Here is a 24,198-nt window from a genome sequence, read left to right on the forward strand (position 1 = left end):
GCGCGATGGCGGAGATTCTGGTGCTGTATTACAGCCGTGGCGGTTCGGTGGCGCGGTTGGCGCGGCAGATCGCGCGCGGCATCGGCGAAGTGCCCGGCATGAGCGCGCGGCTGCGCACGGTACCGCCGGTGGCGGCGGTCACCCAGACCAGCGCCCCGCCGGTGCCGGACGATGGCGCGCCGTATGTGGACAAGGCCGATCTGGCCGATTGCAGCGGCTTGCTGCTGGGCAGCCCGACCCGCTTCGGCAACATGGCCGCGCCGATGAAGCATTTTCTCGACAGCCTGGGCGCCGAATGGGCCAGCGGCACACTGGCCGGCAAACCGGCGGGCGTGTTCACCTCCACCGCCTCGATGCACGGCGGCCAGGAGTCCACGCTGTTGTCGATGCAATTGCCGCTGTTGCATCACGGCTGCCTGATCGTCGGCATTCCGTTTACCGAAGCTGCGCTGAGCCACACCACCAGCGGCGGCACGCCTTATGGCGCCAGCCATGTCTCCGGCGCAGCCGGCGACCCGCAGCCCAGCGACGACGAAGCCCTGCTGGCGCGCGCGCTCGGCCGCCGGGTGGCCGATATCGCGCGGCGGCTGGCCAGCCCATGAGCCTGCGCGCCCTGCATTGGCTGCTGACCGCCGCACTGCTGGCGCTGGCGGTGGTGTTCGTGGTCTGGTTTCACGACGACCGCCATCGCACCGCAGCACTGCTGGTATTCGCGTTGCCGCCGGCGCTGTTGGCCGCGCTGGCGCTGCGCAGTGCGCTCGCGCGGTTCTGGGCAGGGGTGTTCGCGCTGGGCTGGTTCAGTCATGGCGTGATGGCGGCCTGGAGCCAGCCGCAAGCGCGTGGGCTGGCGTGGCTGGAATTGCTGCTGGCCCTGCTGGTGGTGGCGCTGGTCAGCGGCCCGGGCGTGGCGGCGCGGTTCGGCAAGCGGCGCGCAGCGCGCTAGCCCAGCGTCCTGCAGCGCGCGCGCCGGGGTCGTATCATGGCGACCCTCGCGCGTTTTTATACCGCGCCGATGCTGCGTCGCCTGGCTGCTTCATCGCAGCATGGGACGTCTCGTTTGCATCTCACACTGCACCACCCGCTTTAAGGATTCCCAGCAATGGAAGACCTCCTGATCGTCACCACCGGTGGCACGATCGACAAGATCTACTTCGACGACAAATCGGACTACCAGATCGGCGACCCGCAGATCGGCCAGATCCTCCAGGAACTGGGCGTGACCTTCCGCTTCTCTGTGATCCCGATCATCCGCAAGGATTCGCTGCACATCAACGCTGCCGACCGCGAACTGGTGCGCGCCACCATCGCTGCCCAGCCGACGCGCCACGTGCTGATCACCCACGGCACCGATTCGATGGTGGAAACCGGCAAGGTGCTGCAATCGATCGCCGACAAGACCATTGTGATGACCGGCGCGCTCAACCCGGCGCGCTTCCGCGGCTCGGATGCCGAATTCAATATCGGCTGCGCAGTCGGCGCCGTGCAGTCGCTGCCGGCCGGCGTGTATATCGCCATGAACGGGCGGATCTGGAACCCGGAAAAGGTGCGCAAGAACGTCGCCGCCAACCGCTTCGAGTCGCTCTGAAGCGATGAGCAAGGCGACCCGCGCGACCGCAGCATTGGACGCAGCCGGCGTGGCCTATGTGCTGCATCCCTACGCGTACCAGGCCGATGCCGACGCGAAGGGATTGCAAGCGGCCAACGCGCTGGGGCTGGCGCCGCATACGGTGCTGAAAACGCTGATGGCCTGGGTCGACGACCAGGCCGTGTGCGTGGTGATCCCATGCGATCGCCGGGTGTCGTTGAAGAAATTGGCCAGCGCATACGGCGGCAAGTCGGCGCGCATGATGGAGGTGGCCGATGCCGAACGGCGCACCGGTTACAAGGTCGGCGGCATCAGCCCGCTCGGGCAGCAACGTCAGACGCCGGTGCTGATCGAAGCCACCGCGCTGGATGCACCGTCGCTGTGGATCAACGCCGGGCAACGCGGTTTGCTGCTGGAATTGCCGGGCGACCAGCTGTTGCACACACTGACTGGGCGCGCCTGCCTGCTGTGCGAGTGAGCGCATACACCACGATGCCGCGCGCACCGGTCGGTGCGCGCGTCCGACACTGAGAATCCAGGGCCTACCGTGTACATCGCAGTCGCCCACTGCGACCTCTGACCGACGTCGCAGCGCACGTCCGCGTGCACTGACCAGTGCTCGCGATCCAGAGGTTTCAGCATCTGCCCGGCGCGGCAACACCATCGCGCCGGGATCGCTCAATACGCCGCAGTGACGCTGACCGCAGAAAAGCCCAGCGTCGCCTTCAAGCGCACGTAATAGATGCCCGCCGCGGGCGCGGCCAGCGTGCAGCTGTCGCCATTGCCCGGCAGCATGCTGCGGCAGCTGTAGGCCGCATCGGTGGGCAGCGCGCCCGCCCGCACGGAGAGGTCGGCATTGCCGCTGCCACCGGCAAGCGTCACTTTGAGCGAGCGCGTGCCGGCCGGCACGTTGACCTGGTAATACAGCGAATCGGAGAGCGCCGCGCTCAGCCCGGTGCGTGCCACATTCCTGGTCAAGGTGGTCGAATCGATCACCGCCGTCACCGCGCCATCGGCATTCACCAGCCCTGCCCCGCAGCCCTGGGGGCAGGCGACCGGCAGTGGCCGTGCGCTGCTCTTGAGCAGAGCCTTCACCGTTGCCGGGGTCAGCGGATTCAGTGCTACCGACTGCATCAACGCTACCACGCCTGCCACATGCGGCGCCGCCATCGAGGTGCCGCTGTATACCGCGTACGCGGCGTTGCCCGGTACCGTGGTGCCGGTATTGAGCGTGGACACGATCGATTGCCCGGGCGCGGCGATATCCACGCCCTTACCGAAGTTGGAGAAGCTGGCCTTGGCGCCGGACGAGGTGGTGGCCGCCACCGCGATCACGTTCGGGCAATTGGCCGGTACGCTGGTGGAGACATCCATATTGCTGTTGCCGGCGGCCACCACCACCGCGCTGCCGCGCGTCACCGCAGCGGTGATGGCATTGCTCAACGTCGTCGAGCACGTGCCGAAGCCGCCCAGCGACAAATTGATCACCGTGGCCGGGTTCGGATTGTTCGGCACGCCGTTCACCTTGCCGCCCGACGCCCACACGATCGCATCGGCGATATCGGACATGTAGCCGCCGCATCGCCCCAGCACGCGCAGCGGCAGGATCTTGGCATTGAAGGCAGTGCCGACAACACCCACCGCGTTGTTGCCCACCGCTGCCACGATGCCCGCCACATGCGTGCCATGCCAGCTGGAATTGGAGGCCGATGCGCCGGGTCCGCATTCGTTGGCCGCCGCCCAGTCGCCCTGGTCAGCGGCAGTCGCATCGCGCGCATTGCCGTCGCGCGCGATTGCAGGGTCGATAATGAAGTCGTAACCGGGCAACACGTTGGCCGCGAGGTCCGGATGGTTGGTGATGCCGGTGTCGATCACCGCCACCACGATGCCCTTGCCGGTGGAACGGTCCCAGGCCGGGCGCACGTTGAGGCTGGCGGCGGTCGCGCCCATCGCCCACTGCTGCGGTACGCCCGGGTCGTTGGGCACCAGCAACGGCCGCATCAGGATGTCTACTTCCACGCGTTTAACGGCCGGGTCGGCGGCAAGACGCCGCATCAGGCTTTCCGAATCCACGCGGTCCAGCTTGCGGTCGGCCACCAGCAGCATCGGGCCGGTACTGAGCCGGCGCGTGGCCGACAGACCTAGCGCACGTCCGCGCACTTCCGGCACGGCGCGCGCGATGTCGCGCCAGGGCGCCGACAGGCCGGTCGCCCGGCTGCTGCCGACACGGTCCTTGTAGCTGACGATGAAGCGCTGATGGGTGCTGCTGGAGCTCAACCCTTGCAGATTGACCTCGCCAGCGGCGGCATGAAACGTGCATGACAATGCGCAGACGAACGCCGCGCGGCGCAGTGCGCCAACTGAGTGATACGACATGAATCCATCCCTCCCCAAAGATCTGGCAACCCGGATGGCAACGCGCTAACGCCACTGCAATGCGCCCTGCCCCATGCGTGGGCATGCATACCGCCGCGCCTCACGTGGGGTGGCTATCGGCGTGCCGCACGCGGCACTGAAGCGGCCAACCTGCACTGGCGAGCGCTTCGTTCAGCCATTGCCGTCGGCGCTGCCTCGCAGCCGGGCAATCGCCGATGCCCGAACGCACACTGCCCCGCCGAAGCGGGGCAGTGCAGGTTTCAAAACACCGACAGTGCAGTCGGGGCAGACCCGACGTGATGCCGGCAACAACACCGGCATCGGCGTCGTCAGCGCAGCGTTACGGGGTCTGGCTGACCGCGCCAGCCGCGTTGACGATGCCCGCACCGCAGCCGCCCGAGCAGGCGCCCGGCAGCGGACGCGCGGTGTTCTTCAGCAAGGTTTCCACCGCCGCCGGGGTCAACGGACGGGTCGCCGCCGACTGCACCAGCGCCACCACGCCAGCCACATGCGGGGCCGCCATCGAAGTGCCGTTGTAGGAGGCATAGCTGGCGCTGCCGGGCGTGGTGGTGCCGGTGTTGAGCGTGGACAGGATCGCCGAGCCCGGGCCGGAGATGTCGATGGTGGTGCCGAAGTTGGAGAAGCTGGAACGTGCGCCAGCCGAGGTGATGGACGCCACCGAGATCACGTTGGCGCAGCTGGCCGGGGTGAAGTTGGCCACGTTGGCGTTGCTGTTGCCGGCCGCCACCACCACGGTGGTGCCGCGCGAGACCGCACCGTTGATGGCGTTCTGGTAGGTGCTCGAACACGTGCCGTTGCCGCCCAGCGACATATTGATCACTTCAGCCGGATTGGCATTGGCCGGAACACCCGAGACCGTGCCGCCGGAAGCCCAGACGATCGCATCGGCGATGTCGGAGGTGGTGCCGCCACACAGGCCCAGCGCACGGATCGGCACGATGCGCGCGTTGAACGCGGTCCCGGCCACGCCGGTGCTGTTGTTGGTCACTGCCGCGATGGTGCCGGCCACGTGGGTGCCGTGCCAGCTGGAATTGGCTGCCGGCACGCCGGTCCCGCACTGATTGGCAGCGCGCCAGTCGCCCTGGTCGGCGGCATTGTTGTCACGGCCGTTGTTGTCGCGCGCCCGCGCCGCGTCGCTGATGAAGTCGTAACCCGGCAGCACGTTCGCGTTGAGGTCCGGATGGCTGGTGATGCCGGTGTCGATCACTGCGACCACCACGCCGGTACCGGTGGCGGTGTCCCAGGCCGGACGTACGTTGATGCTCGATGCGGTGGTACCGAAGCCCCACTGCTCGGATAGACGCGTGTCGTTCGGGGTCAGCGTCGGATACATGATCTGGTCGACTTCCACGTACTCCACGCCCGGGTCGGCAGCGATCCGGCGCATCAGCGTCTCGGCTTCGGCACGATCCAAACCGCGGGTGGTCTTGAGCACTTCCGACCCCAGCGCGGTACGACGCACATGGTTCAGGCCAAGCGCACGGCCGGCGCGTGCCGGTACCGCACTGGCGACTGAATTGAGCGATGCGCGCATCGAGGTCGGGCTCACCGACGCACTGCTGCCATCCCGGTATTTGACGATGAAACGGTCCAGCGTGGGCTGCGAATCCAGCCCGGACAGATTCACCTGACCGGCGAACGCCGGCACGGCCAGCAGCGAGGTCAGCGCGGAAACACCCAGGACCACCAGCGCGCGCGTAGGCGCACGACGTTGCGACACATTGGACATCGATCGTTCCTTAAATTATGAGAGGTGCCGCAGCTGCGGCGAGATGGCCAGACCCTCACCGCGCACTGCGGATCGGGTCGGGAATTGCACGGGCGCGTACACCCGCTGAGACGATTGGCCGATGTCCATTCCGGCCGAGCGGCAACACATCCCCTGCGCCTGCCGATATGGCAGACGTGGGCGATACATCGCTGATGGGGTGACGCGGCTACGGGGCGGCAGGCCGGCACTGCCTGACAACAGCCAGGCAGTGCCGACGCGGGCCTCAGTAACTGGCTCTCAGGGTCACACCGGAGAACGTGCTGTAAGCCTTGACGCGCACGTAGTAGGTGCCCGAGGGCGCGCTGATGGTGCAGGTCTCGGCATTGCCGCTGCGGTACGGGCGGCAGGTATAGGTACTGTCGGTCGGTGCACTGCCGGCACGCACGTACAGGTCCGCATCGCCGCTGCCGCCGCTGATCGCAACGGTCAGCGTGCCGCTGCCGGCCGGAACCGCGATGGTGTAGTTGAGCTCCGCGCCGGTGGAAGCGCCCAGGCCGGTGACCGGGGTGCCGTTGGTCAGCGTGTTGCCGGTTCCGCCACCGCCACCACCGTTGCTGCCACTGATGGCTGCCGTCACTGCGGCATCGGCATTGACGATGCCGGCACCGCAACCGCCCGAACAGGCACCAGGCAGCGCACGTGCAGTGTTCTTCAGCAAGGTCTCCACCGCTGCCGGCGTCAACGCGGTCGGCGCAACCGACTGCACCAGCGCGACTACACCGGCCACATGCGGCGCTGCCATCGAGGTGCCGTTATAAGAGGCGTAGCTGGCACTGCCCGGGGTGGTGGTACCGCTATTGAGCGTGGACAGGATCGCCTGACCCGGCCCCGACACATCGATGCCGGCACCGAAGTTGGAGAAGCTGGCCTTGGCACCGGCCGAGGTCGTGGCGGCCACTGCGATCACATTGGCGCAGTTGGCCGGCAACGAGCCGGAGACGTTGGCCGAATCGTTGCCGGCCGCCACCACCACGGTGGTGCCGCGCGAGACCGCGCCGTTGATCGCGTTCTGCAGGGTGGACGAACAGGCACCGCCGCCGCCCAGCGACATGTTGATGACTTCGGCTGGATTGGCGTTGGCCGGAATGCCGCTGACCGTGCCGCCCGAGGCCCAGACGATGCCGTCGGAGATATCCGACAACGAGCCGCCGCACTTGGCCAGTACGCGCACCGGTACCACCTTGGCGTTGAAGGCAGTGCCGGCCACGCCGGTGCTGTTGTTGGTCACCGCTGCGACCGTGCCGGCCACATGGGTCCCGTGCCAGCTGGAATTGGAGGCCGGAATACCGGTGCCGCATTCGTTGGCGGCATACCAGTCGCCTTCGTCGGCCGGGTTGCTGTCGCGGCCATTGCCGTCACGCGCAGCGGTCGCGTCGCTGACGAAGTCGTAGCCAGGCAGAATGTTGGCGTTGAGGTCGGCATGGGTGGTGATGCCGGTATCGATCACCGCCACCACCACGCCGGTGCCGGTGGCCTTGTCCCAGGCCGGGCGGATGTTGAGGCCGGCGTTGGTGGTGCCGAAGCCCCACTGCTCGGACAGGCGCGTGTCGTTGGGGGTCAGCGTGGCATGCAGGATCTGATCGACTTCCACGCTCTGCACGTTGGGGTCGGCGGCCAGCTGGCGCATCAGGGTTTCTGCTTCCTGACGGTCCAGCGCGCGGGTGGATTGGACCAGCTCCGGTCCCAGCGCCAGGCGGCGCACCGAGTTCAAGCCCAGTGCCTTGCCGGCCTTGGCCGGAACCGCGCGTGCAGCGTCTCGCAGCGAAGTGCTCAAGGCGGTGGGACTGGCCAGCGCGTTGCTACCGTCCTTGTAAGTCACGATGAATTTCTGATGCGTCTGTGCGGTGGCCAGGCCGTCTAAGTAAACCTCGCCTGCAAAGGCCGGCGTTGCCAGCAGCAGCGAGGTGAGTGCCGACACACCCAGGATGCGGAGCGCATGGTGACGCAGACGAAACGTCTCGTTGAGCATTGAATTCCCTTCCAGTCAAGAGAACCGCCGAAGCGGTATTTCCGGAAACGCCGCCTTGGGCGAAGATCCGGAGTCCCGGATCGCCCCTGTTATCGATCCGTTCAGCGAACCTATACCAACTAAACCGGACTGGACAATACGCAGTTGGTAATTTTAGAAATCAAATTACGTTTCTGTGACATTAATCACAGGTAATTCATGCTGAATTCGACCCGATTCCTGTCGAAATCCTCCCTTTTGTTGTCTCGCAAACAAAAAAGGGCCCCCGCACTGACATGCGGGAGCCCTTTTTGACGAAATGTGTCGGCTTACGACAAACGCACCAACCACCCATGGCGGTCAGGAATACGCCCGTACTGGATATCGGTCAGTTCCTGGCGCAGCGACATGGTCACCTCGCCGGCCGGCGCGGACAGATCGCCCACCGCAAAGCCATCGCCCTTCAGCTCGCCGATCGGGGTGACCACCGCCGCAGTGCCGCAGGCAAACACTTCGGTGATGTCGCCCGACGCTACGCCCTGCTTCCATTCGTCGATGGCGACCTTGCGCTCGATCACCTGCATGCCGCGGTCGCGGGCCAGTTGGAGGATGCTGTCGCGGGTGATGCCTTCCAGAATGCTGCCGGACAATTCCGGCGTCAACAACGTGCCGTCCTTGTAGACCAGGAACACGTTCATGCCACCCAGTTCTTCGATGTACTTGCCTTCCACCGGGTCCAGGAACAGCACCTGCGAGCAGCCCTGCGCATAGGCTTTCTGCTGCGGCAGCAGCGAGGCGGCGTAGTTGCCGCCGCACTTGGCCGCACCGGTGCCGCCCTTGGCCGCACGCGCGTATTCGGTGGACAACCAGATCGACACCGGCGCCACGCCCTTGGCGAAATACGGGCCGGCGGGACTTGCGATGACGTAGTACGAGGCCTTGTGCGCCGCACGCACGCCCAGGAACGCCTCGTCGGCGATCATGAACGGGCGGAAATACAGGCTGGTTTCCGGCGCTGACGGCACCCAGCTGGCATCCACCGCCACCAGCTGGCGCAGCGATTCGACAAACAGATCAACCGGCAGTTCCGGCAGCGCCAGCCGGCGCGCCGAGCGCTGCAGGCGTTCGCCATTGGACTGCGGGCGGAAGGTCCAGATCGAGCCGTCGGCATGCCGGTAGGCCTTGATGCCTTCGAAGATCTCCTGGCCGTAATGCAGCACCGAGGCCGCCGGATCCAGCTGCAGCGGGCCATACGCGCGCACCTGCGCGTCGTGCCAACCGAGCTCGTTGGTCCAGGAAATGGCGACCATGTGGTCGGTGAAGTGCAGCCCGAAGCCGGGGGCGGCCAGGATCACGGACAGCTCGTCGGCACTGCGCGGCGACGGGGAACGGGTGGAAGCGAAGGACACGGACACCGGAAGTTTCCTGTATGGCGGGCGAAAGGACGCGGCGCCACCTCTTCGACATGGCGCCTGACGATCAGAGCATGCCGGTCTCGAGACGGGCCGCTTCGGACATCATATGCCGGCCCCACGGCGGGTCGAAGACCAGCTCGACATCGGCCTCGGCGATGGTCGGAATCATCTCGACCTTGCTGCGCACGTCGTCGACCAGGATCTCGCCCATGCCGCAACCGGGCGCGGTGAGGGTCATCTTGACGTCGACCCGGCGCTGATTGTCTTCTTCGCGATGGCTGATCACCGCCTCGTAGACCAGGCCCAGATCGACGATATTGAACGGAATTTCCGGGTCGAAGCAGGTGCGCAGCTGCTGCCACACCAGCGCTTCCACCTCTTCATCGCTGGCATTGGCGGGCAATTCCAGCCCCGGCGGGGCCTCCTTGCCGATCGCATCGCCATCCTTGCCGGCAATGCGAAACAGATTGCCTTCGACAAAGACGGTATAGCTGCCGCCCAGCGCCTGGGTGATATAGCCGTAACTGCCTGCGGGCAGGGTCACCGAATCGCCCTGCGGCACCATGACGGCATCGCAATCGCGTTCGAACTGGACGGGTTCGCTGCTACGGGAATACATGGGCTGGATATGGGGCCGCGGCGGATGCGCGCAAGTCGGCCATTCTAGCCGACCACGGCGATGCCGCTGCCGGTCGTGCCGCCGACGCTGCATTCCATCTGAAACACAGTCATCTGCCGCCACCGTGGCTCACACCGGCGGTGCAGCGCAAAACGCGCCACGCGCTCTATCATGTGCGCACTGTCAGGAGCTCCAATGCCGCCCACCACCGCGTCCGCCAGAACCGCCCACTGGCTCTGGCCCCCGCTCCTGCTGCTGGGATGCGTCACCGCCCTCATTGCCTGGATGCTTATCGCCCTTGCGCTTGGTCATCAGGCCGGCTGGATGGCGCTGCTGGTCGCGCTGGAAGTGGCCTGGATGCTGCGCCTGGGCACGTTGCGCGCCGGCAGTGTGCGCATCGGCATTACCTTGGTGGCCACGGTCCTGGTGATCGTCGGTGCCAACTGGGGCATTGCGTCCGCACAGCTTGGCGGCTCGCTGGGACTGGACCCATGGACCTCGGCGCAGAAGATGGGCGCCGGCCTGGCCTGGACCTTGTTGCAGCTGGCCAATAGCGGTTTCGACCTGGCCTGTTATCTCGCGGCGCTGGTGCTGGGCTGGTGGGCAGCGCGCTGAGCAGCTGAGATCAGCTGGTCTTGACTGCCGGATCGACGGCAGCGCTCGCCAGCGGCGACGAGGCCGCCGATCTCCGCCCGCGCCGCCACGGCCGGTGAAAGACAGCACACGGCTGATCCTCTTCGCATCGTCTGGTGCGCGGCATGCGCACGGCCGCCCATCCACGCGGCGACAGCGCGCAGGCGTGTCAACCGAATCCACCCTCGCCCGTTGACGTTGTATCGTCTCCGCGGAAGCTACGCTGTGCTGGTGGGAACCCCTTTCGATCCGCAGCTCTCTCCACCGGCCGTCACTACGCCCGTGTCGCTGGACGCCTTTCTGGCCGGCATCGGTCCGCGTGCGTTCCGTTTTGCCGAGGCCGGCCTGCGTCACCGCGAAGACGCGCTGGATGCGGTGCAGGACGCCATGGTGAAGCTGCTCGGTTACCGCGAGCGCCCGGCCGCCGAATGGACGCCGCTGTTCTGGAGCATCCTGCGTAGCCGCATCATCGACCTGCAGCGGCGGCGTACCTTCCGCCTGAAATTCTGGGCGCCGGCCGAACGTTCCGACGACGAAGGCACCATCGACTGGGCCGACCCCGGCACCGGTCCGGTCGACCAACAGCAACACCAACAGGCCTACCAGCGCCTGGTCGAGGCCCTGCGCAGCCTGCCGGCGCGCCAACGCGAAGCGTTCACGCTGCGCGTGCTGGAAGAGCTGGACGTGGCCACCACCGCCAAGGCGATGGGCTGCTCCGAAGGCTCGGTCAAAACCCACCTGTCGCGTGCGCGCGACGCGTTGCAAAAACAGTTCGAGGATTTCCTGTGAACCGCTCTCACGATCCGGCCCGGTTCGACGCGCAGCTGCGTCAACTGCACACCGCAGCGCTCACCAGCCTGCCGCCGCAGACCCTTGCACGCCTGCGCCAGGCACGTCACGCAACTGCGCCCTCGCGCAACCGTCGCGGTTACTGGTTATTGGCGACCGCGTGTTCGGGGTTGCTGGCGATCGGCATCGGCCTGCAACTGCGTCCGGGCGAATCGGCACCCTCAGGCACCGCCGGGACCCAGGCGATCGCCAGCACCACCACCGATACCGACGACATGCTGACCCAGAACCCCGACCTGTACGTCTGGCTCGGGTCCGACACCGCCTTGGCCATGGAATAAGCACGATGACCCGCACCACCCGCCTGCTATTGACCCTGCTGCTGTGCGCCGGGCCCTGCGCGTCGCTGTTGGCCCAGGCACCTCCGCCGGGCCCGCCGGGGCCGCCCCCCTCCGATGGCCCCGGCCCGCGGGGTCCGGGACCGCGCGAGGCGGAGACGCCGATGCCCGAGTGGGAAAAACTGACCCAGCAGCAGCGCCAGGTGCTGATCGATGCGCTGCGCGAACGCTGGAACGAGGTGCCCGAAGAGCGCCCGCGCATGTATCGCCACGCACGCCGCTGGCTGGACATGACCCCTGAACAGCGCAAGCAGGCCAAGGCCGGCATGGACCGTTTCCGCAACATGAGTCCCGAGCAGCGCCGCGAAGCCAAGGCCTTGTTCGAACGCATGCGCACGCTCAACCAGCAAGAACGCAACGCGCTGCAGCAACGCTGGCAGAAGATGAGCCCGGCCGAACGCAGCGCCTGGCTGCGCGAGCATCCGCCGGTAGACGATTGAGCGACAGCTGACGATTGAGCGATATCGCAGGCGATCCCGCGTGCTGTCGTGCGAACTGATTCACGTGTCAGGCAGCAAAGCGGATCGACGACGCGATCCGGTCATGACAGCGCCCATCGCGCGCAATCAGGGCATCAGCACCGCTTGCAGCAGCGGCGCCAACACCTGTTCGGGCGCAAATGCGAGCAGCCCGGCGTGCTTGCGGTCAATCGCAAGCGAGGCATACCCATGCACCGTGCTCCAGGCCAGCAGCGTGCGTTGCTCCAGCACCTCGGCACTCGGGGCGCTGCCGTGCCGCGCGATCCACTGCATCCGCAGTGTCTCGCGCAGGCAGGCCATCGCCGCTTCACTGGCATGCAACAGTCTGGGCAAGCTGCGCGAGCGTAGATCCAGCCCCAGCATCAGCCGGAAGTGCTGCGGAAACGCGCTGGCGAAGCGGATATAGCCCAGCCCGCATCCCAATAGCGGATCGGCCAGTTCCTGCTGGGTCGCGAGAATCTGATCGAGCATGCGCTCGTAGCCATCGGCGGCCAGTTCCGACAGCAGCCCTTCGAGCGAGCCGAAATGATGCGCCGGCGCGGCATGCGAGACACCGGCGCGGCGCGCGCACTCGCGCAAGGTCAACCCGCGCGCACCGGCCTCGCCCAACAGTTCCCACCCTGCGCGCCGCAACGCAGCCGGCAGATCGCCATGGTGATACGCAGCAGGCACGGATGATTGCGACATGGGCAACTTCGTTTGCAGAGACCTCAGTGGAGCAGATCATCTTGACGCTGACAAGATGGACTAGGCAGACTCATGTATATCTTGTCGACGACAAGATGCATACGACGTCGCCCACTCCAAGGATCTCGCCATGTCCTCGTCCATCGCCAAATTGCGTGCGCGCCTGCTGCGCGGCGTGCTGGCCAGCGCCAGTCGGCTGGCCCCCGGCCCGACCGGTCGGTTTCTGGCTCGCCGCTTCGTGACCCCGGCAGCGGCCGGCCGCCGGCAGGCCGCCGGACTCGCCGCCCAGTTGCCCGATGCGCATCGCCAGAATCTGCGCATCGATGGCGTCGACATTGCCGTTTACCGGTGGGGCGACCCGGCGCAGCAGCCGTATGTACTGCTGTCGCATGGCTGGGCCAGTTACGGGCTGCGCTTTGCGGCATGGGTGCCGCAGCTGCGGGCGCTCGGCTATGCGGTGGTGGCGTTCGATCAGGCCGCACATGGCTTGAGCGGCGGCAGGATCAGCAACATGCCGCATTTCGTGCGGATTTTGCGCGACATCGGCGGCCGCCACGGTCGCCCGGCCGTCTTGATCGGCCATTCCCTAGGCGCGGCAGCGGCGGTCTTTGCCGACGACCCCGCGTGGCGGCCGGCACGCTATGTCCTGATCGCCCCGCTGCTGGCGCCGGCGCAGAGTGCGCAGCGCCAGTTCCGCGCATTCGGTATTGCACCCGGCACGTTCGCACCGTTTGAAAATTGGTTGCATCAGCTGACCGGGAAGCGCTTCGCCGATTTCGACGCAACACCGCGCCTGCCGCACTTTGATGACCGCCCGGCGCTGATCATTCACGACCGCCGCGACCGCGAAACCCCCTGGGAAGAAGGCGCACGTTTTGCGGCGCTCTGGCCGGGCGCGCAACTGGTCAGTACCGAAGGACTGGGCCATAACCGCATGGTCGACCACGCCTCGGTGATCGATCAGGCGTTGCAGTTCATCGGCCCGGCATCGCCCTGATCCAGACCGCAAGGGCACCCACATCGCGAGCGTGCCGGGCCTGTTTGAATTGGCTGAACCACCTGGCGATCGGTCGCCAGCTGGATGCGGATGGAACGCTTGGAACCGCCGCGTACGGGTGGCATTGCCGCATCGCGTAATGGCAGCACACCTGGCGGCGCGCGCAGGTGCCTTGATCGCGACTCTCAGTGCACGGTGCCGTTATGCAACGGATCAAGGCGGTCGATCACGCCCTGCATCGCGCTGTCGAAGGCGCCGTCGTTGATGTGCTCGCGCAGGCGGCCCAGCCGCACCATCACCGCCAGCTCTTCCGGCGAGGCGACGCAAAAACGCACGCCGCGGCGGTTGACGAACAGCAGGCGTTGCGAGATCGGACTCACCCAGGACAGCTTGCCGGCCTGCACCTTGCCGTCCTTGTCGACAAAGTCCAGCCAGGTGCCGATATCCATCGCGCGAAAACGCGTGGCGTCGGCGCTGTCGATGCTCTGCGCCACCGCTTCGGCGCCCAGCACCACATTGATGCTTTCGGCGGCCGGCGGCGGCAGGTTGACCTGCGGCAAGTCGGGCAGCGACTTTTCCAGTTCAGGGCGCGCTTCGGCAATCGCCTGCAAGGTGTCGTGCAGCGCACTGATCGCCACCACTACCGCATCGCCATGCAGGCCGATGCTGGCGAACACGCGATACAGCGCCGGCTGCCAGACCTGCAGCCACGGCTTGCCGACGATATGGCGACGCGCCTCGGCCAGTTCTTCCAGCACGCCATCGGCCAGCGCCAGCGCTTCGACGGTGCCGGGACCTTCGTCGCCGTCGCGCAGGATCGCCATGGTCAGGTGATGCAGCCAAGGCTGGCGAAGGAAATCTTCTACTGCCTTGGGCAATGGCGCGCCGGCCAGCACCCGTTGCTCCAGTTCGAACAACGCGCGGCTGCGTGCCAGTTCGAGTTTCTCCTGGCCACGCTGGGTTTCGGTGGCGCGGCGCTCGGCGATCTCCACCCGGCGCCGGTGCTGCGACAGGAAGTCGCGGAATTCTTCTTCCAGGGTCTGGAAGATCGCCAGGTTCTCGTTGAATTCGGCGACCAGGCGGTCGACGATTTCCTCGACCTTGCCCATCAGCACGCGTTCGGCCGCGCTGTCGCCGGTATTGCCTTCGCAGGCCTCGGCCAGCGAGTTGAGCAGGCGCCGCGCGGGATGGGTCTTCTGCACGAACATCTTGCGATCCAGCAGCGCGACCTTGACGAACGGCACCACCAGCCGGCCGATCATCTCGCGCGAGCGATTTTCCAGATCGCGCTCGTCCAGCATCACATCGAACAGCATGCCGACCAGATCGATCGCATCTTCGTCCATCGGGTCGAGTTTTGCGGTGGCCGGATCCACGCCCAGCCGCGTGGCGCTGGACAGCACTTCGTTCTTCAATCGCTGCGCCAGCGATTCGTTGTCATCGCCCATGGACGCGCCCAGCGTCCCGCTCGGCGTGGCCTGCAGCAGCGACAGCACCGACATCATTTCGCGCTGGCTCAGGGGGCGTTGCTGGCCCACCGCCACCGTTGCCGCAGACGCGGCGCTGTCGCGCACGCTACGGGTCTGCTGCAGCAGTTCGTGCAGCGCTTCGAGCAGCATGCCCTGGCTACCGCCGGGATGATCGCCATCACCGTCCATCCCACCTGCGCTGCCGCCGCCATCGCTATGACCGCGCTGGGTGGCAGCCTGCATGCGGCCGCGGCTATGCGCCCAGCGGTCCAGAAAACGGTTGGCCCAGGCCGGTGCGTATTGGTCGTTCTGATCGTCGCCGCCCATCTCGGCAGCCGCGCCCTGCCCCTGGCCATCGGGCCGCGCGCGCTCTTCGGGCGTGTCGCCGCGCGGCTGCGCGCGGGGCGGCTGACGCTTGGGTGGCGACATTTCCGGCATGACGCCGGCCTTGAGCAGGGTTTCGTCCAGGCGCGCGTACAACTTGCCGATCGGCTCGGCCAGGTCGCGCTCGCAGAGTTTGATCAGCACCAGGCGCACTTCCGGCGCCAGGTCGCAAATGGCGAAGGCTTCGTGGATGGCCACGCCCAGGTGTTCCGGGCCGATCGGGTTGGTATCGGCCACCAGTTCCAGGCCGCCGGCGATCCAGCCCAGGCGGCGGTCCACCCGCGCCAGGACCTGTTTGAAGTCGCGCAGCAGCACGGTGGCCAGATTGCGCACTGCCAGCCGCGATTCCAGCACATGTTCGGGCACCAGGCTCAGCGGACCGGTGCCGACTTCGCCAGCCAGCACCACTTCGGCCGACAGCGGCATGCCCAGTACCAGCGCCTGCCAGCCGTCTTCGAGCTGTTGGCGGAAGCGGTCGGCCACGTCGTCGCGTTTGCGACGCAGCTCGCGCATGCCATCGAGAAACAGCAACTGCGAGGTGCCCGCAGATTCGGCGCGATCGAACAGCACATCGTCGAAATGTGCGACTGCAGCGGCAAATACCTGCGCAATTGCCGGCACGAACGCGGCATGCGCCTGTTCAAGCAAGCGTTGGTCACGGCCCGGGTGTCCCGACGGACTGGGCTGAAAAGTCATGCGCAAAGGCTCCCCGCCCCTGCAGGCGTGAAAATATTCAAACAAGAAAAAACGGACGCGGCCCCAAATTCCGCTACTGCATGGTAGGCGTTTCGCTCATCCATTAAATGTGATGAATCTCTCACTTTATTCGTGACCGCCCGTGGTTTGCGTGTCAAGTGAACATCGTAGCTTGCAGCGCCGCTGTGGCGCTTGCCAAGCCCTTTATACGCTGGCGAGGGTTAAGCCTTGCGCTTGGCAGGCTCGCCCACGCCGTCGGCCCTGGCCCGGTTGCGCCTGCAGGTGCCTGGCCGGGCACAACGCGGCGGGCGTTGGGAAGGGCCCGTCTATAATTGCCGTTTCGCTGCCTCGATCCGGAACTATGCACGCACCGTATTCGCTCCAGGCGCTGGACGCGCGCCGTTCGGTCCCTTCCAAACAGCTCGGCGAGCCCGGGCCGGATGAGGACACTCTGCTGCGCATGCTCACCTCGGCGGTGCGCGTGCCCGATCACGGCAAGCTGGTGCCGTTCCGCTTCTTGCGCATCAGCGGCGACGCGCGCCAGGCACTGGGCGATTTCCTGGCCGAACGCACCCAGGCAGCCGACCCGCTGGCATCGGCTGCGGCGATCGCGAAAGAACGCGGGCGCTTCAACGATGCGCCATTGGCGATCGTGGTGATCGCTTCGCTGCGCACCGAACACAAGGTGCCCGAACAGGAACAATTGCTGACCGCCGGCTGCGTGTGCTTTGCACTGCTACAGGCGGCGCAGGCGTACGGTTTCGGCGCGCAGTGGCTGAGCGCATGGATGGCCTACGACCCGGCAGTGACCGGCTATCTGGGCCTGGAAGAAAACGAGCGGATCGCCGGCTTCATCCACATCGGCACGCCACGCATGCAGGTCCCCGAACGCGAGCGCCCGGATCCGCGTGCGTTGCTGCGCGACTGGACACCGTGACCTCGTACACCACCACGATCGACGGCGCGCCGCCCACCAGCGCGCGCCCGACCCCGCTGTATCTGGTCGATGCCAGCCTGTACGTGTTCCGCGCCTGGCATTCCATCCCGGACGAATTTCAGGATGCGCAGGGCTGGCCGACCAATGCGGTGCATGGCTTTGCGCGTTTTCTGCTCGACCTGCTCGAACGCGAAGATCCCACGCACATCACCATCGCCTTCGACGAAGCGCTGGACAGCTGTTTTCGCCACGCGCTCTACCCCGCTTACAAAGGCAATCGCACACCCGCGCCGGATGCGCTGCGGCGCCAGTTCGCGCATTGCAAGGCGCTGTGCGCGGCATTGGGCCTGAGCGTGCTGGCCCACCGCGACTACGAAGCCGACGATCTGATCGGCAGCGCCTTGCACAGCGCGCGTGCGCAGGGCTTGCGCGGGGTGATCGTCTCGGCCGACAAGGATCTGTCGCAGCTGTTGTTCGAACACGACGAACAATGGGATTACGCACGCAACCAACGCTGGGACATGCACGGCGTCAAGGCCCGTTATGGCGTGCATGCGCACCAGATCGCCGATTATCTGGCGCTGTGCGGCGATGCCATCGACAACATTCCCGGCGTCACCGGCATCGGCGCCAAGTCCGCCGCAATATTGCTGGCGCATTTCGGCAGCCTGGATGCCTTGCTGGAGCGCGTGGACGAACTCCCATTTTTGCGCCTGCGTGGCGCCGCGCAAATGGCGGTGCGGCTGCGCGAACAGCGCGAACACGCCTTGCTGTGGCGCCAGCTCAGCACCATTGCGCTCGATGCGCCGTTGGCGCTGACCGCAACAGGTTTCACGCGTGCGCAGGCCGACGCGGACATGCTGACCGGATTGTGCGAGAGCTTGCGCTTCGGCCCGCTCACCCGGCGTCGGCTGCTGGCCGCGTGCACCGGCGCACCCGCAGCGCTTCCCACCGTTTCCCTGGAACAAGGTCTGCACCCATGAACCGACACGACACCCCGCCCACCGTGGTCTACGAAGGCAAGTACCAGCGCATGGTCGTGCGCGGCACCTGGGAATATTCCGAGCGCGTGCATGCCGGCGGCCTGGCCGCGATCATCGTGGCGGTGACGCCGGACGATGCGATGTTGTTCGTCGAACAGTTCCGCGTGCCGTTGCAGGCGCGCACCATCGAAATGCCGGCTGGCCTGGTCGGCGATGTGCATGCCGATGAATCGATCGAGCTGTCGGCGATTCGTGAACTCGAAGAAGAAACCGGCTGGACCGCCGAGCACGCCGAAGTGCTGATGATCGGCCCGACCTCGGCCGGGGCCAGCAGCGAGAAGATCGCCTTCGTGCGCGCCACCGGCCTGCGCAAGGTCGGCGAAGGCGGCGGCGATGCCAGCGAAGACATCACCGTGCACGAGATCCCGCGCGCACAGGTCGGCGCCTGGCTGGTGCAGAAGATGGCCGAGGGCTACCAGATGGATCCCAAGTTGTGGGCCGGGCTGTATCTGGTCGATCACGCACTGGACGGCACTCCGCGTGGTTGAAGTGACGACTGAAGTCACCCCTGCCCGCTTGCTGGGCGCCGACGATCCCGCAACGTTCACCGTATTCAACGCGCACGCGACATCGCCGTGGCTGCTGATCGCCGATCACGCCGGTCAGCGCGTGCCGGCGCGGCTGGCAAACCTGGGTTTGCCGCAGCATGAGCTGGACCGCCATATCGGCTGGGATATCGGCATTGCCGAAGTCACCGGTTTGTTGGCCGATGCGCTGGATGCGTTCGCCATTGCCCAGACTTATTCGCGGCTGGTGATCGACTGCAATCGTCCGCATGGTTCGACCACGCTGATGCCCGAGGTCAGCGACGGCACATCGATTCCAGGCAATCTGGCGCTATCGGCCGATGCGCGGCGGCAACGCATCGACGAGATCTTCGCGCCATACCACGCGCGCATCGCTGCAGAACTCGATGCACGCCAGGCGCGCGATCAGCCCACGCTGCTGGTCTCGATGCACAGCTTCACACCGGCGATGGCCGGCAACGCACGGCCCTGGCATGCCGGCGTGCTGTACCACCGCGACACACGGCTGGCACACCGCTTGTTGCATGCCTTGCGCAACGAGCCGGATCTGGTGGTCGGCGACAACCAGCCCTACGCGGTCAGCGACACCAGCGACTATGCGATTCCGGTCTACGGCGAAGGCCGCGGCCTGCTGCATGTGGAACTGGAACTGCGCCAGGATCTGATCGCCGATGCGGCGGGGCAACGTGCTTGGGCAGATCGATTGGCGCGCATCCTGCCGCCATTGGCGGATGCGCTGCTGCCGCGTTAGAACCGGCAATCACTGTAGGAGCGCGCTTGCGCGCGACGAGGTTTTTACCGGTAACGCCTCATCGCGCGCGAGCGCGCTCCTACAGGTCATGCGCTGATTGCGTTAGGCGCATGCCTCGGCGGTGATCGACGTCGTCGCTCAGGCAAACTCGTCGGTCGCACGCACCAGCGCATCGACGTTTTCCGGCTCGAAGCCCGAATGGCCGGACGCCGGGCTGATCTGCAGTGTCGACTTCGGCCATACCTTGTGCAGATCCCACGCGCTTTGCAGCGGGCACACCACGTCGTAGCGGCCGTGCACGATCACGCCGGGAATGTCGGCGATGCGGTGCGCGTCGCGCAGCAGCTGATCTTCGACCTCGAAGAAACCGCCGTTGACGAAGTAGTGGTTCTCGATGCGCGCGAACGCCAGTGCGAAGTGCGCGTCCTCATGCCCGGTGACGAAATCCTCGTCCACATGCAGGAAGCTGGTGGCGCCTTCCCACACGCTCCACGCCTTGGCTGCGGCCAGGCGCGTGGCTTCGTCGTCGCTGGTGAGCCGGCGATGAAAGGCGGACATCAGATCGGCGCGTTCCACCGGCGGAATCGCATTGACGTAATGCTCCCAGGCATCCGGAAACAGCCGGCTGGCACCTTGCTGATAGAACCATTCCAGCTCGAACCGACGCAGCAGGAAGATGCCGCGCAGCACCAGCTCGGTGACCTGCTGCGGGTGGGTCTGCGCGTAGGCCAGTGCCAGCGTCGAGCCCCAGCTGCCACCGAACACCTGCCAGCGCGCGATGCCCAGGTGTTCGCGCAAGCGCTCGATATCGGCGACCAGATCCCAGGTGGTGTTGTCGACCAGATCGGCATGCGGGGTCGAGCGGCCGGCGCCACGCTGATCGAACAGCACGATGCGGTACTTGGCCGGGTCGTGAAAGCGCCGCATCTTGGTGTTGCAACCGCCGCCGGGGCCGCCGTGCAGCATCACCACCGGCTTGCCCTGCGGGTTGCCGCACTGCTCGAAATACAGCGTGTGGCGGTCGTCGACCTGGAGGGTGCCGTGGTCGTACGGCGTGATCTCGGGATAGAGCGTGCGCATGCGTCGGTCCTGCGGGAAACCGCTAGTGTATCGGCAGCCGGCGCATGCCCACGGGCAACCGACGACACGCACAACGCGATTGGCGCACGCTTAGACCGCAGCGTGCGCCCAGCGCCCCAACGTCACCCGATCGCGCTGCTCCAGATCCTGATGCGTCGCCACCGCCTCGAAACCGCGCGCGCGCAGCAGGTCGGCCACCGCCGTGCCCTGGTCCCAGCCGTGTTCGAGCAGCAGCCATCCGCCCGGCAACAGATGCATGGGCGCATCGGCGACGATCAGCCGGATGTCGTCCAGTCCATCGGGGCCGGAGGCGAGCGCGCTGGCCGGCTCGTGGCGCAGATCGCCTTCACTCAGATGCGGATCGTGCGCTGCGATATACGGCGGGTTGCTGGCGATCAGATCGAAGCGCTCACCCGCCAGCGGTGCAAACCAGTGACCCAGCCGGCATTCGACATTGCGTAGCTGATGGCGGCTGGCGTTCTGCTGGGCGACAGCAAGCGCTGCGGCACTGGCATCGGTGGCGATCACCTGGGCGTGTGGCCGCTCACTGGCGATGGCCAGTGCGATCGCGCCGCTCCCGGTGCCCAGATCGGCGGCGCAGCGGCCTGGCATGTTGTCGAACCGCTCAAGGGCGAGCTCGACCAGCGCCTCGGTATCGGCGCGCGGGATCAAGGTGGCAGTCGAGACCGCCAGATCCAGCGTCCAGAATCCACGCGTACCAGTCAGATACGCGACCGGTTCGCCGGCCTGACGCCGCTGCACCAGCGCCTCGAACGCCTGCGCGACAGCATCCGCAACCGGATCGCGGCCATGCGCAAACAACCAGGCGCGGTCGCGCCCCAGCGCATGCAGCAGCAACGGTTCGGCATCGCTGCGCTCGATCCGCTCGGCTGCCCGCCGCAGCAGCTGGTCTGCAGCAAGGCCGGCTGGGTCGTCGCTCATACGGATCATTCACTCCTGCGAAACATCGGCTGACCATTATCGGAGATGGAATGGCCCCCTGCAGCGGCAGAGACAGCCTGCAAAGTCGATAGCCACAGCCTATCTATGCAATCCCATTAATCGATTTGAGAAATCTATCGATCCTACCTACCATGGCGGCTGTTCCATCCCCCGCCCCCCTTTCATCGCTCGAGGAAACTCAATGTCTCTCATCAACACCCAGGTCAAGCCGTTCAAGGCGAATGCGTACCACAACGGCAATTTCATCGAAGTCACCGAAGCCAGCCTGAAGGGCAAGTGGTCAGTGCTGATCTTCATGCCGGCCGCCTTCACCTTCAATTGCCCGACCGAAGTGGAAGACGCCGCCGACAACTATCCTGCGTTCCAGAAGGCCGGTGCCGAGGTGTACATCGTCACCACCGACACGCACTTCTCGCACAAGGTGTGGCACGAGACCTCGCCGGCCGTCGGCAAGTCGCAGTTCCCGCTGATCGGCGACCCGACCCACCAGCTGACCCGCGCGTTTGGCGTGCACATCGAAGAAGAAGGCCTGGCCCTGCGCGGCACCTTCATCATCAACCCGGAAGGCGTGATCAAGACGCTGGAAATCCACGACAACTCGATTGCCCGCGACGTCACCGAGACGCTGCGCAAGCTGACCGCTGCCCAGTTCGTCGCCAACAACCCTGGCCAGGTCTGCCCGGCCAAGTGGAAGGAAGGCGCCAAGACCCTGGCTCCGTCGCTGGACCTGGTCGGCAAGATCTAAGTCGACGCACCCCTTCGGCCTGTCGCCAGGCCGGAGGGACATCTCCGGCCCAGCGATGGGCCGGGGGTGAACCGGAGCCGGTGCCGGGCTGCCCGCCAGCCATCGCCAGCACGCATTCCCGAGCATTGCGCCGGCTGCGGTTCATCCCCTCCTCCCCGGCGACCTGCCTCATCGCAGCGACGCCACGCCCTCCCCTTGCCCATTCCCAGGAGTTTTCCATGTTGGATGCCAACCTCAAGACCCAGCTGACCGCCTACCTGGAACGGGTCACGCGGCCGATTCAGATCAATGCCTCGATCGACGAGAGCGCCGGCTCGCGCGAGATGCTCGACCTGCTCGAAGACCTGGTGCTGCTGTCGGACAAGATCAGCCTGGACATCCACCGCGACGACAACCAGCGCAAGCCGTCGTTCGCGCTGACCACGCCTGGCCAGGACATCTCGCTGCGCTTCGCCGGCCTGCCGATGGGCCACGAGTTCACCTCGCTGGTGCTGGCGCTGCTGCAGGTCGGCGGTCACCCCTCCAAGGCCACCGCCGAGCTGATCGAGCAGGTGCAGCACCTGGATGGCGACTACCAGTTCGAAACCTATTTCTCGCTGTCGTGCCAGAACTGCCCGGACGTGGTGCAGGCGCTGAATCTTGCTGCCGTGCTCAACCCGCGAATCAAGCACGTCGCCATCGACGGCTCGCTGTTCCAGGAAGAAGTCGAAACCCGCCAGATCATGTCGGTGCCCACCGTCTACTTGAACGGCGAATTGTTCGACCAGGGCCGCATGACGCTGGAGCAGATCGTCGCCAAGCTCGACACCAACGCTGCAAAGCGCGACGCGGTCAAGATTGCGGCCAAGGACGCCTTCGACGTGCTGGTGATCGGCGGTGGCCCGGCCGGTTCGGCAGCGGCGGTGTATGCCGCACGCAAGGGCATCCGCACCGGCGTGGCCGCCGAGCGTTTCGGTGGCCAGGTGCTGGACACCATGTCGATCGAAAACTTCATCTCGGTGCCGGAAACCGAAGGCCCGAAGATGGCCGCCGCGCTCGAGCAGCACGTGCGTCAGTACGACGTGGACATCATGAATCTGCAGCGTGCCGAGCAGGTGATTCCGGCCGGTGCCGATGGCCTGATCGAAATCAAGCTGGCCAATGGCGCCTCGCTCAAGAGCAAGACCGTGATCCTGTCCACCGGGGCACGCTGGAGGCAGATGAACGTGCCGGGCGAAGATCAGTACAAGAACAAGGGCGTGGCCTATTGCCCGCATTGCGATGGCCCGCTGTTCAAGGGCAAGCGCGTGGCGGTGATCGGTGGCGGCAATTCGGGTGTCGAGGCCGCGATCGATCTGGCCGGCATCGTGGCGCATGTCACGCTGGTGGAATACGACGACAAGCTGCGCGCCGACGAAGTGCTGCAACGCAAGCTGCGCAGCCTGCACAACGTGCGCATCATCACCAGCGCGCAGACCACCGAAGTGCTGGGCGATGGGCAGAAGGTCACCGGCCTGGTCTACAAGGACCGTACCGGCGGCGACATCCAGCATGTCGACCTGGAAGGCGTGTTCGTGCAGATCGGCTTGCTGCCCAATACCGAGTTCCTCAAGGGTGCGGTGGCGTTGTCGCCGCGCGGCGAGATCATCGTCGACGACCGTGGCCAGACCAATCTCCCCGGCGTGTTCGCTGCCGGCGACGCCACCACGGTGCCGTACAAGCAGATCGTGATCGCGATGGGCGAAGGTTCCAAGGCTGCACTGAGCGCGTTCGATTACCTGATCCGCTCCAGTGCACCGGTCAGCGCCGAGGTTGTGGCTGAGGCCGCATAACCGCCCACAACACAGCGCCCGGCACCGCCCAGGCGTTAAGCTCGCCAAGTGCTCACGTCGTTTCCCGTCAACGC

Annotated in this window: 24 protein-coding genes; 15 read left to right on the forward strand and 9 right to left on the reverse strand. The window is 66.1% G+C overall.

From position 1 onward, the window contains the following. Positions 1 to 5: 5 nt before the first annotated feature. From wrbA to ybaK, 4 genes are all read left to right on the forward strand, one after another. Positions 6 to 602 carry an NAD(P)H:quinone oxidoreductase gene (gene wrbA / locus AC1PLU_RS17995; protein WP_268212637.1) on the forward strand — a complete coding sequence of 199 codons (597 nt, stop codon included), beginning with the start codon at positions 6 to 8 and terminating at the stop codon, positions 600 to 602. Beyond that, entirely contained in the window at positions 599 to 943 is a 345-nt protein-coding gene (locus AC1PLU_RS18000) for a DUF2069 domain-containing protein (RefSeq protein ID WP_481093752.1), read from the forward strand. The genes wrbA and AC1PLU_RS18000 overlap by 4 nt, the downstream gene beginning before the upstream one ends. A gap of 156 nt (positions 944 to 1,099) precedes the next feature. After that, positions 1,100 to 1,585, forward strand: coding sequence for an asparaginase domain-containing protein (locus tag AC1PLU_RS18005; protein WP_481093753.1), 486 nt, complete (start codon positions 1,100 to 1,102; stop codon positions 1,583 to 1,585). 4 nt (positions 1,586 to 1,589) lie between these two features. After that, the gene (ybaK, locus tag AC1PLU_RS18010; RefSeq protein WP_481093754.1) at positions 1,590 to 2,063 is read left to right on the forward strand and encodes a Cys-tRNA(Pro) deacylase; all 474 of its coding nucleotides are present in this window, start codon (positions 1,590 to 1,592) and stop codon (positions 2,061 to 2,063) included. Between the two features lie 200 nt (positions 2,064 to 2,263). Here ybaK and AC1PLU_RS18015 read toward each other — a convergent pair whose 3' ends face one another. The 5 genes from AC1PLU_RS18015 to sufT form a co-directional block, all read right to left on the reverse strand. Beyond that, positions 2,264 to 3,961 carry a S8 family peptidase gene (locus AC1PLU_RS18015; protein ID WP_481093755.1) on the reverse strand — a complete coding sequence of 566 codons (1,698 nt, stop codon included), beginning with the start codon at positions 3,959 to 3,961 and terminating at the stop codon, positions 2,264 to 2,266. 340 nt (positions 3,962 to 4,301) lie between these two features. Further along, on the reverse strand, positions 4,302 to 5,711 hold the full coding sequence (locus tag AC1PLU_RS18020; protein ID WP_481106901.1) for a S8 family peptidase: 1,410 nt from the start codon (positions 5,709 to 5,711) through the stop codon (positions 4,302 to 4,304). 265 nt (positions 5,712 to 5,976) lie between these two features. Then, positions 5,977 to 7,722 (reverse strand): S8 family peptidase, encoded by a 1,746-nt coding sequence (locus AC1PLU_RS18025; RefSeq protein WP_481106902.1) that lies wholly within the window; start codon positions 7,720 to 7,722, stop codon positions 5,977 to 5,979. A 308-nt stretch (positions 7,723 to 8,030) separates the two neighbouring features. Continuing rightward, positions 8,031 to 9,116 (reverse strand): branched-chain amino acid aminotransferase, encoded by a 1,086-nt coding sequence (locus AC1PLU_RS18030; protein ID WP_481106903.1) that lies wholly within the window; start codon positions 9,114 to 9,116, stop codon positions 8,031 to 8,033. Positions 9,117 to 9,180: 64 nt separating this feature from the next. Continuing rightward, positions 9,181 to 9,735, reverse strand: a complete 555-nt coding sequence (sufT, locus tag AC1PLU_RS18035) for a putative Fe-S cluster assembly protein SufT (RefSeq protein WP_043888969.1) — start codon at positions 9,733 to 9,735, stop codon at positions 9,181 to 9,183. Between the two features lie 195 nt (positions 9,736 to 9,930). Between sufT and AC1PLU_RS18040 the strand changes: the two genes are divergently transcribed. From AC1PLU_RS18040 to AC1PLU_RS18055, 4 genes are all read left to right on the forward strand, one after another. After that, complete coding sequence (locus AC1PLU_RS18040; RefSeq protein ID WP_043909879.1) at positions 9,931 to 10,350, forward strand: hypothetical protein; 420 nt, start codon at positions 9,931 to 9,933, stop codon at positions 10,348 to 10,350. 243 nt (positions 10,351 to 10,593) lie between these two features. Then, positions 10,594 to 11,157, forward strand: coding sequence for an RNA polymerase sigma factor (locus AC1PLU_RS18045; RefSeq protein ID WP_481106904.1), 564 nt, complete (start codon positions 10,594 to 10,596; stop codon positions 11,155 to 11,157). Beyond that, a complete protein-coding gene (locus AC1PLU_RS18050) occupies positions 11,154 to 11,498 on the forward strand; it encodes a hypothetical protein (protein WP_006451760.1) in 345 nt (114 codons plus the stop codon). Before AC1PLU_RS18045 ends, AC1PLU_RS18050 begins: the two co-directional genes overlap by 4 nt. Positions 11,499 to 11,503: 5 nt before the next feature. Further along, a complete protein-coding gene (locus AC1PLU_RS18055; protein WP_205392313.1) occupies positions 11,504 to 11,995 on the forward strand; it encodes a DUF3106 domain-containing protein in 492 nt (163 codons plus the stop codon). Positions 11,996 to 12,121: 126 nt separating this feature from the next. Here AC1PLU_RS18055 and AC1PLU_RS18060 read toward each other — a convergent pair whose 3' ends face one another. Further along, positions 12,122 to 12,721, reverse strand: coding sequence for a TetR/AcrR family transcriptional regulator (locus AC1PLU_RS18060; protein ID WP_115039879.1), 600 nt, complete (start codon positions 12,719 to 12,721; stop codon positions 12,122 to 12,124). Positions 12,722 to 12,851: 130 nt separating this feature from the next. Between AC1PLU_RS18060 and AC1PLU_RS18065 the strand changes: the two genes are divergently transcribed. Continuing rightward, positions 12,852 to 13,718 carry an alpha/beta hydrolase gene (locus AC1PLU_RS18065; RefSeq protein WP_481106905.1) on the forward strand — a complete coding sequence of 289 codons (867 nt, stop codon included), beginning with the start codon at positions 12,852 to 12,854 and terminating at the stop codon, positions 13,716 to 13,718. 185 nt (positions 13,719 to 13,903) lie between these two features. Here AC1PLU_RS18065 and AC1PLU_RS18070 read toward each other — a convergent pair whose 3' ends face one another. Beyond that, complete coding sequence (locus AC1PLU_RS18070) at positions 13,904 to 16,267, reverse strand: DUF1631 domain-containing protein (RefSeq protein ID WP_481106906.1); 2,364 nt, start codon at positions 16,265 to 16,267, stop codon at positions 13,904 to 13,906. Between the two features lie 361 nt (positions 16,268 to 16,628). On the opposite strand from AC1PLU_RS18070, the gene AC1PLU_RS18075 reads away from it, so the two are divergent. Genes AC1PLU_RS18075 through AC1PLU_RS18090 form a run of 4 tightly spaced genes read left to right on the forward strand, consistent with a single transcriptional unit; the run spans position 16,629 to position 19,525 of the window. Then, on the forward strand, positions 16,629 to 17,204 hold the full coding sequence (locus AC1PLU_RS18075) for a nitroreductase family protein (protein WP_481106907.1): 576 nt from the start codon (positions 16,629 to 16,631) through the stop codon (positions 17,202 to 17,204). Continuing rightward, the gene (locus AC1PLU_RS18080) at positions 17,192 to 18,187 is read left to right on the forward strand and encodes a 5'-3' exonuclease (RefSeq protein WP_481108549.1); all 996 of its coding nucleotides are present in this window, start codon (positions 17,192 to 17,194) and stop codon (positions 18,185 to 18,187) included. Before AC1PLU_RS18075 ends, AC1PLU_RS18080 begins: the two co-directional genes overlap by 13 nt. Further along, on the forward strand, positions 18,184 to 18,735 hold the full coding sequence (locus AC1PLU_RS18085) for an NUDIX hydrolase (RefSeq protein WP_006451767.1): 552 nt from the start codon (positions 18,184 to 18,186) through the stop codon (positions 18,733 to 18,735). Before AC1PLU_RS18080 ends, AC1PLU_RS18085 begins: the two co-directional genes overlap by 4 nt. Beyond that, complete coding sequence (locus tag AC1PLU_RS18090; RefSeq protein WP_115039874.1) at positions 18,728 to 19,525, forward strand: N-formylglutamate amidohydrolase; 798 nt, start codon at positions 18,728 to 18,730, stop codon at positions 19,523 to 19,525. Before AC1PLU_RS18085 ends, AC1PLU_RS18090 begins: the two co-directional genes overlap by 8 nt. A 138-nt stretch (positions 19,526 to 19,663) precedes the next feature. On the opposite strand, the gene pip is transcribed toward AC1PLU_RS18090, so the two are convergent. Both pip and prmC read right to left on the reverse strand, forming a co-directional pair. Beyond that, positions 19,664 to 20,605 carry a prolyl aminopeptidase gene (pip, locus tag AC1PLU_RS18095; RefSeq protein ID WP_481106908.1) on the reverse strand — a complete coding sequence of 314 codons (942 nt, stop codon included), beginning with the start codon at positions 20,603 to 20,605 and terminating at the stop codon, positions 19,664 to 19,666. A 90-nt stretch (positions 20,606 to 20,695) separates the two neighbouring features. Next, positions 20,696 to 21,547, reverse strand: coding sequence for a peptide chain release factor N(5)-glutamine methyltransferase (gene prmC, locus AC1PLU_RS18100; protein ID WP_481106909.1), 852 nt, complete (start codon positions 21,545 to 21,547; stop codon positions 20,696 to 20,698). Positions 21,548 to 21,749: 202 nt separating this feature from the next. Between prmC and ahpC the strand changes: the two genes are divergently transcribed. Both ahpC and ahpF read left to right on the forward strand, forming a co-directional pair. After that, complete coding sequence (ahpC, locus tag AC1PLU_RS18105; protein ID WP_006451401.1) at positions 21,750 to 22,313, forward strand: alkyl hydroperoxide reductase subunit C; 564 nt, start codon at positions 21,750 to 21,752, stop codon at positions 22,311 to 22,313. A gap of 218 nt (positions 22,314 to 22,531) precedes the next feature. Beyond that, the gene (gene ahpF / locus AC1PLU_RS18110) at positions 22,532 to 24,124 is read left to right on the forward strand and encodes an alkyl hydroperoxide reductase subunit F (protein ID WP_074056745.1); all 1,593 of its coding nucleotides are present in this window, start codon (positions 22,532 to 22,534) and stop codon (positions 24,122 to 24,124) included. Positions 24,125 to 24,198: the final 74 nt, after the last annotated feature.

It is taken from the genome of Xanthomonas sp. NCPPB 2933 (genome assembly GCF_056725225.1).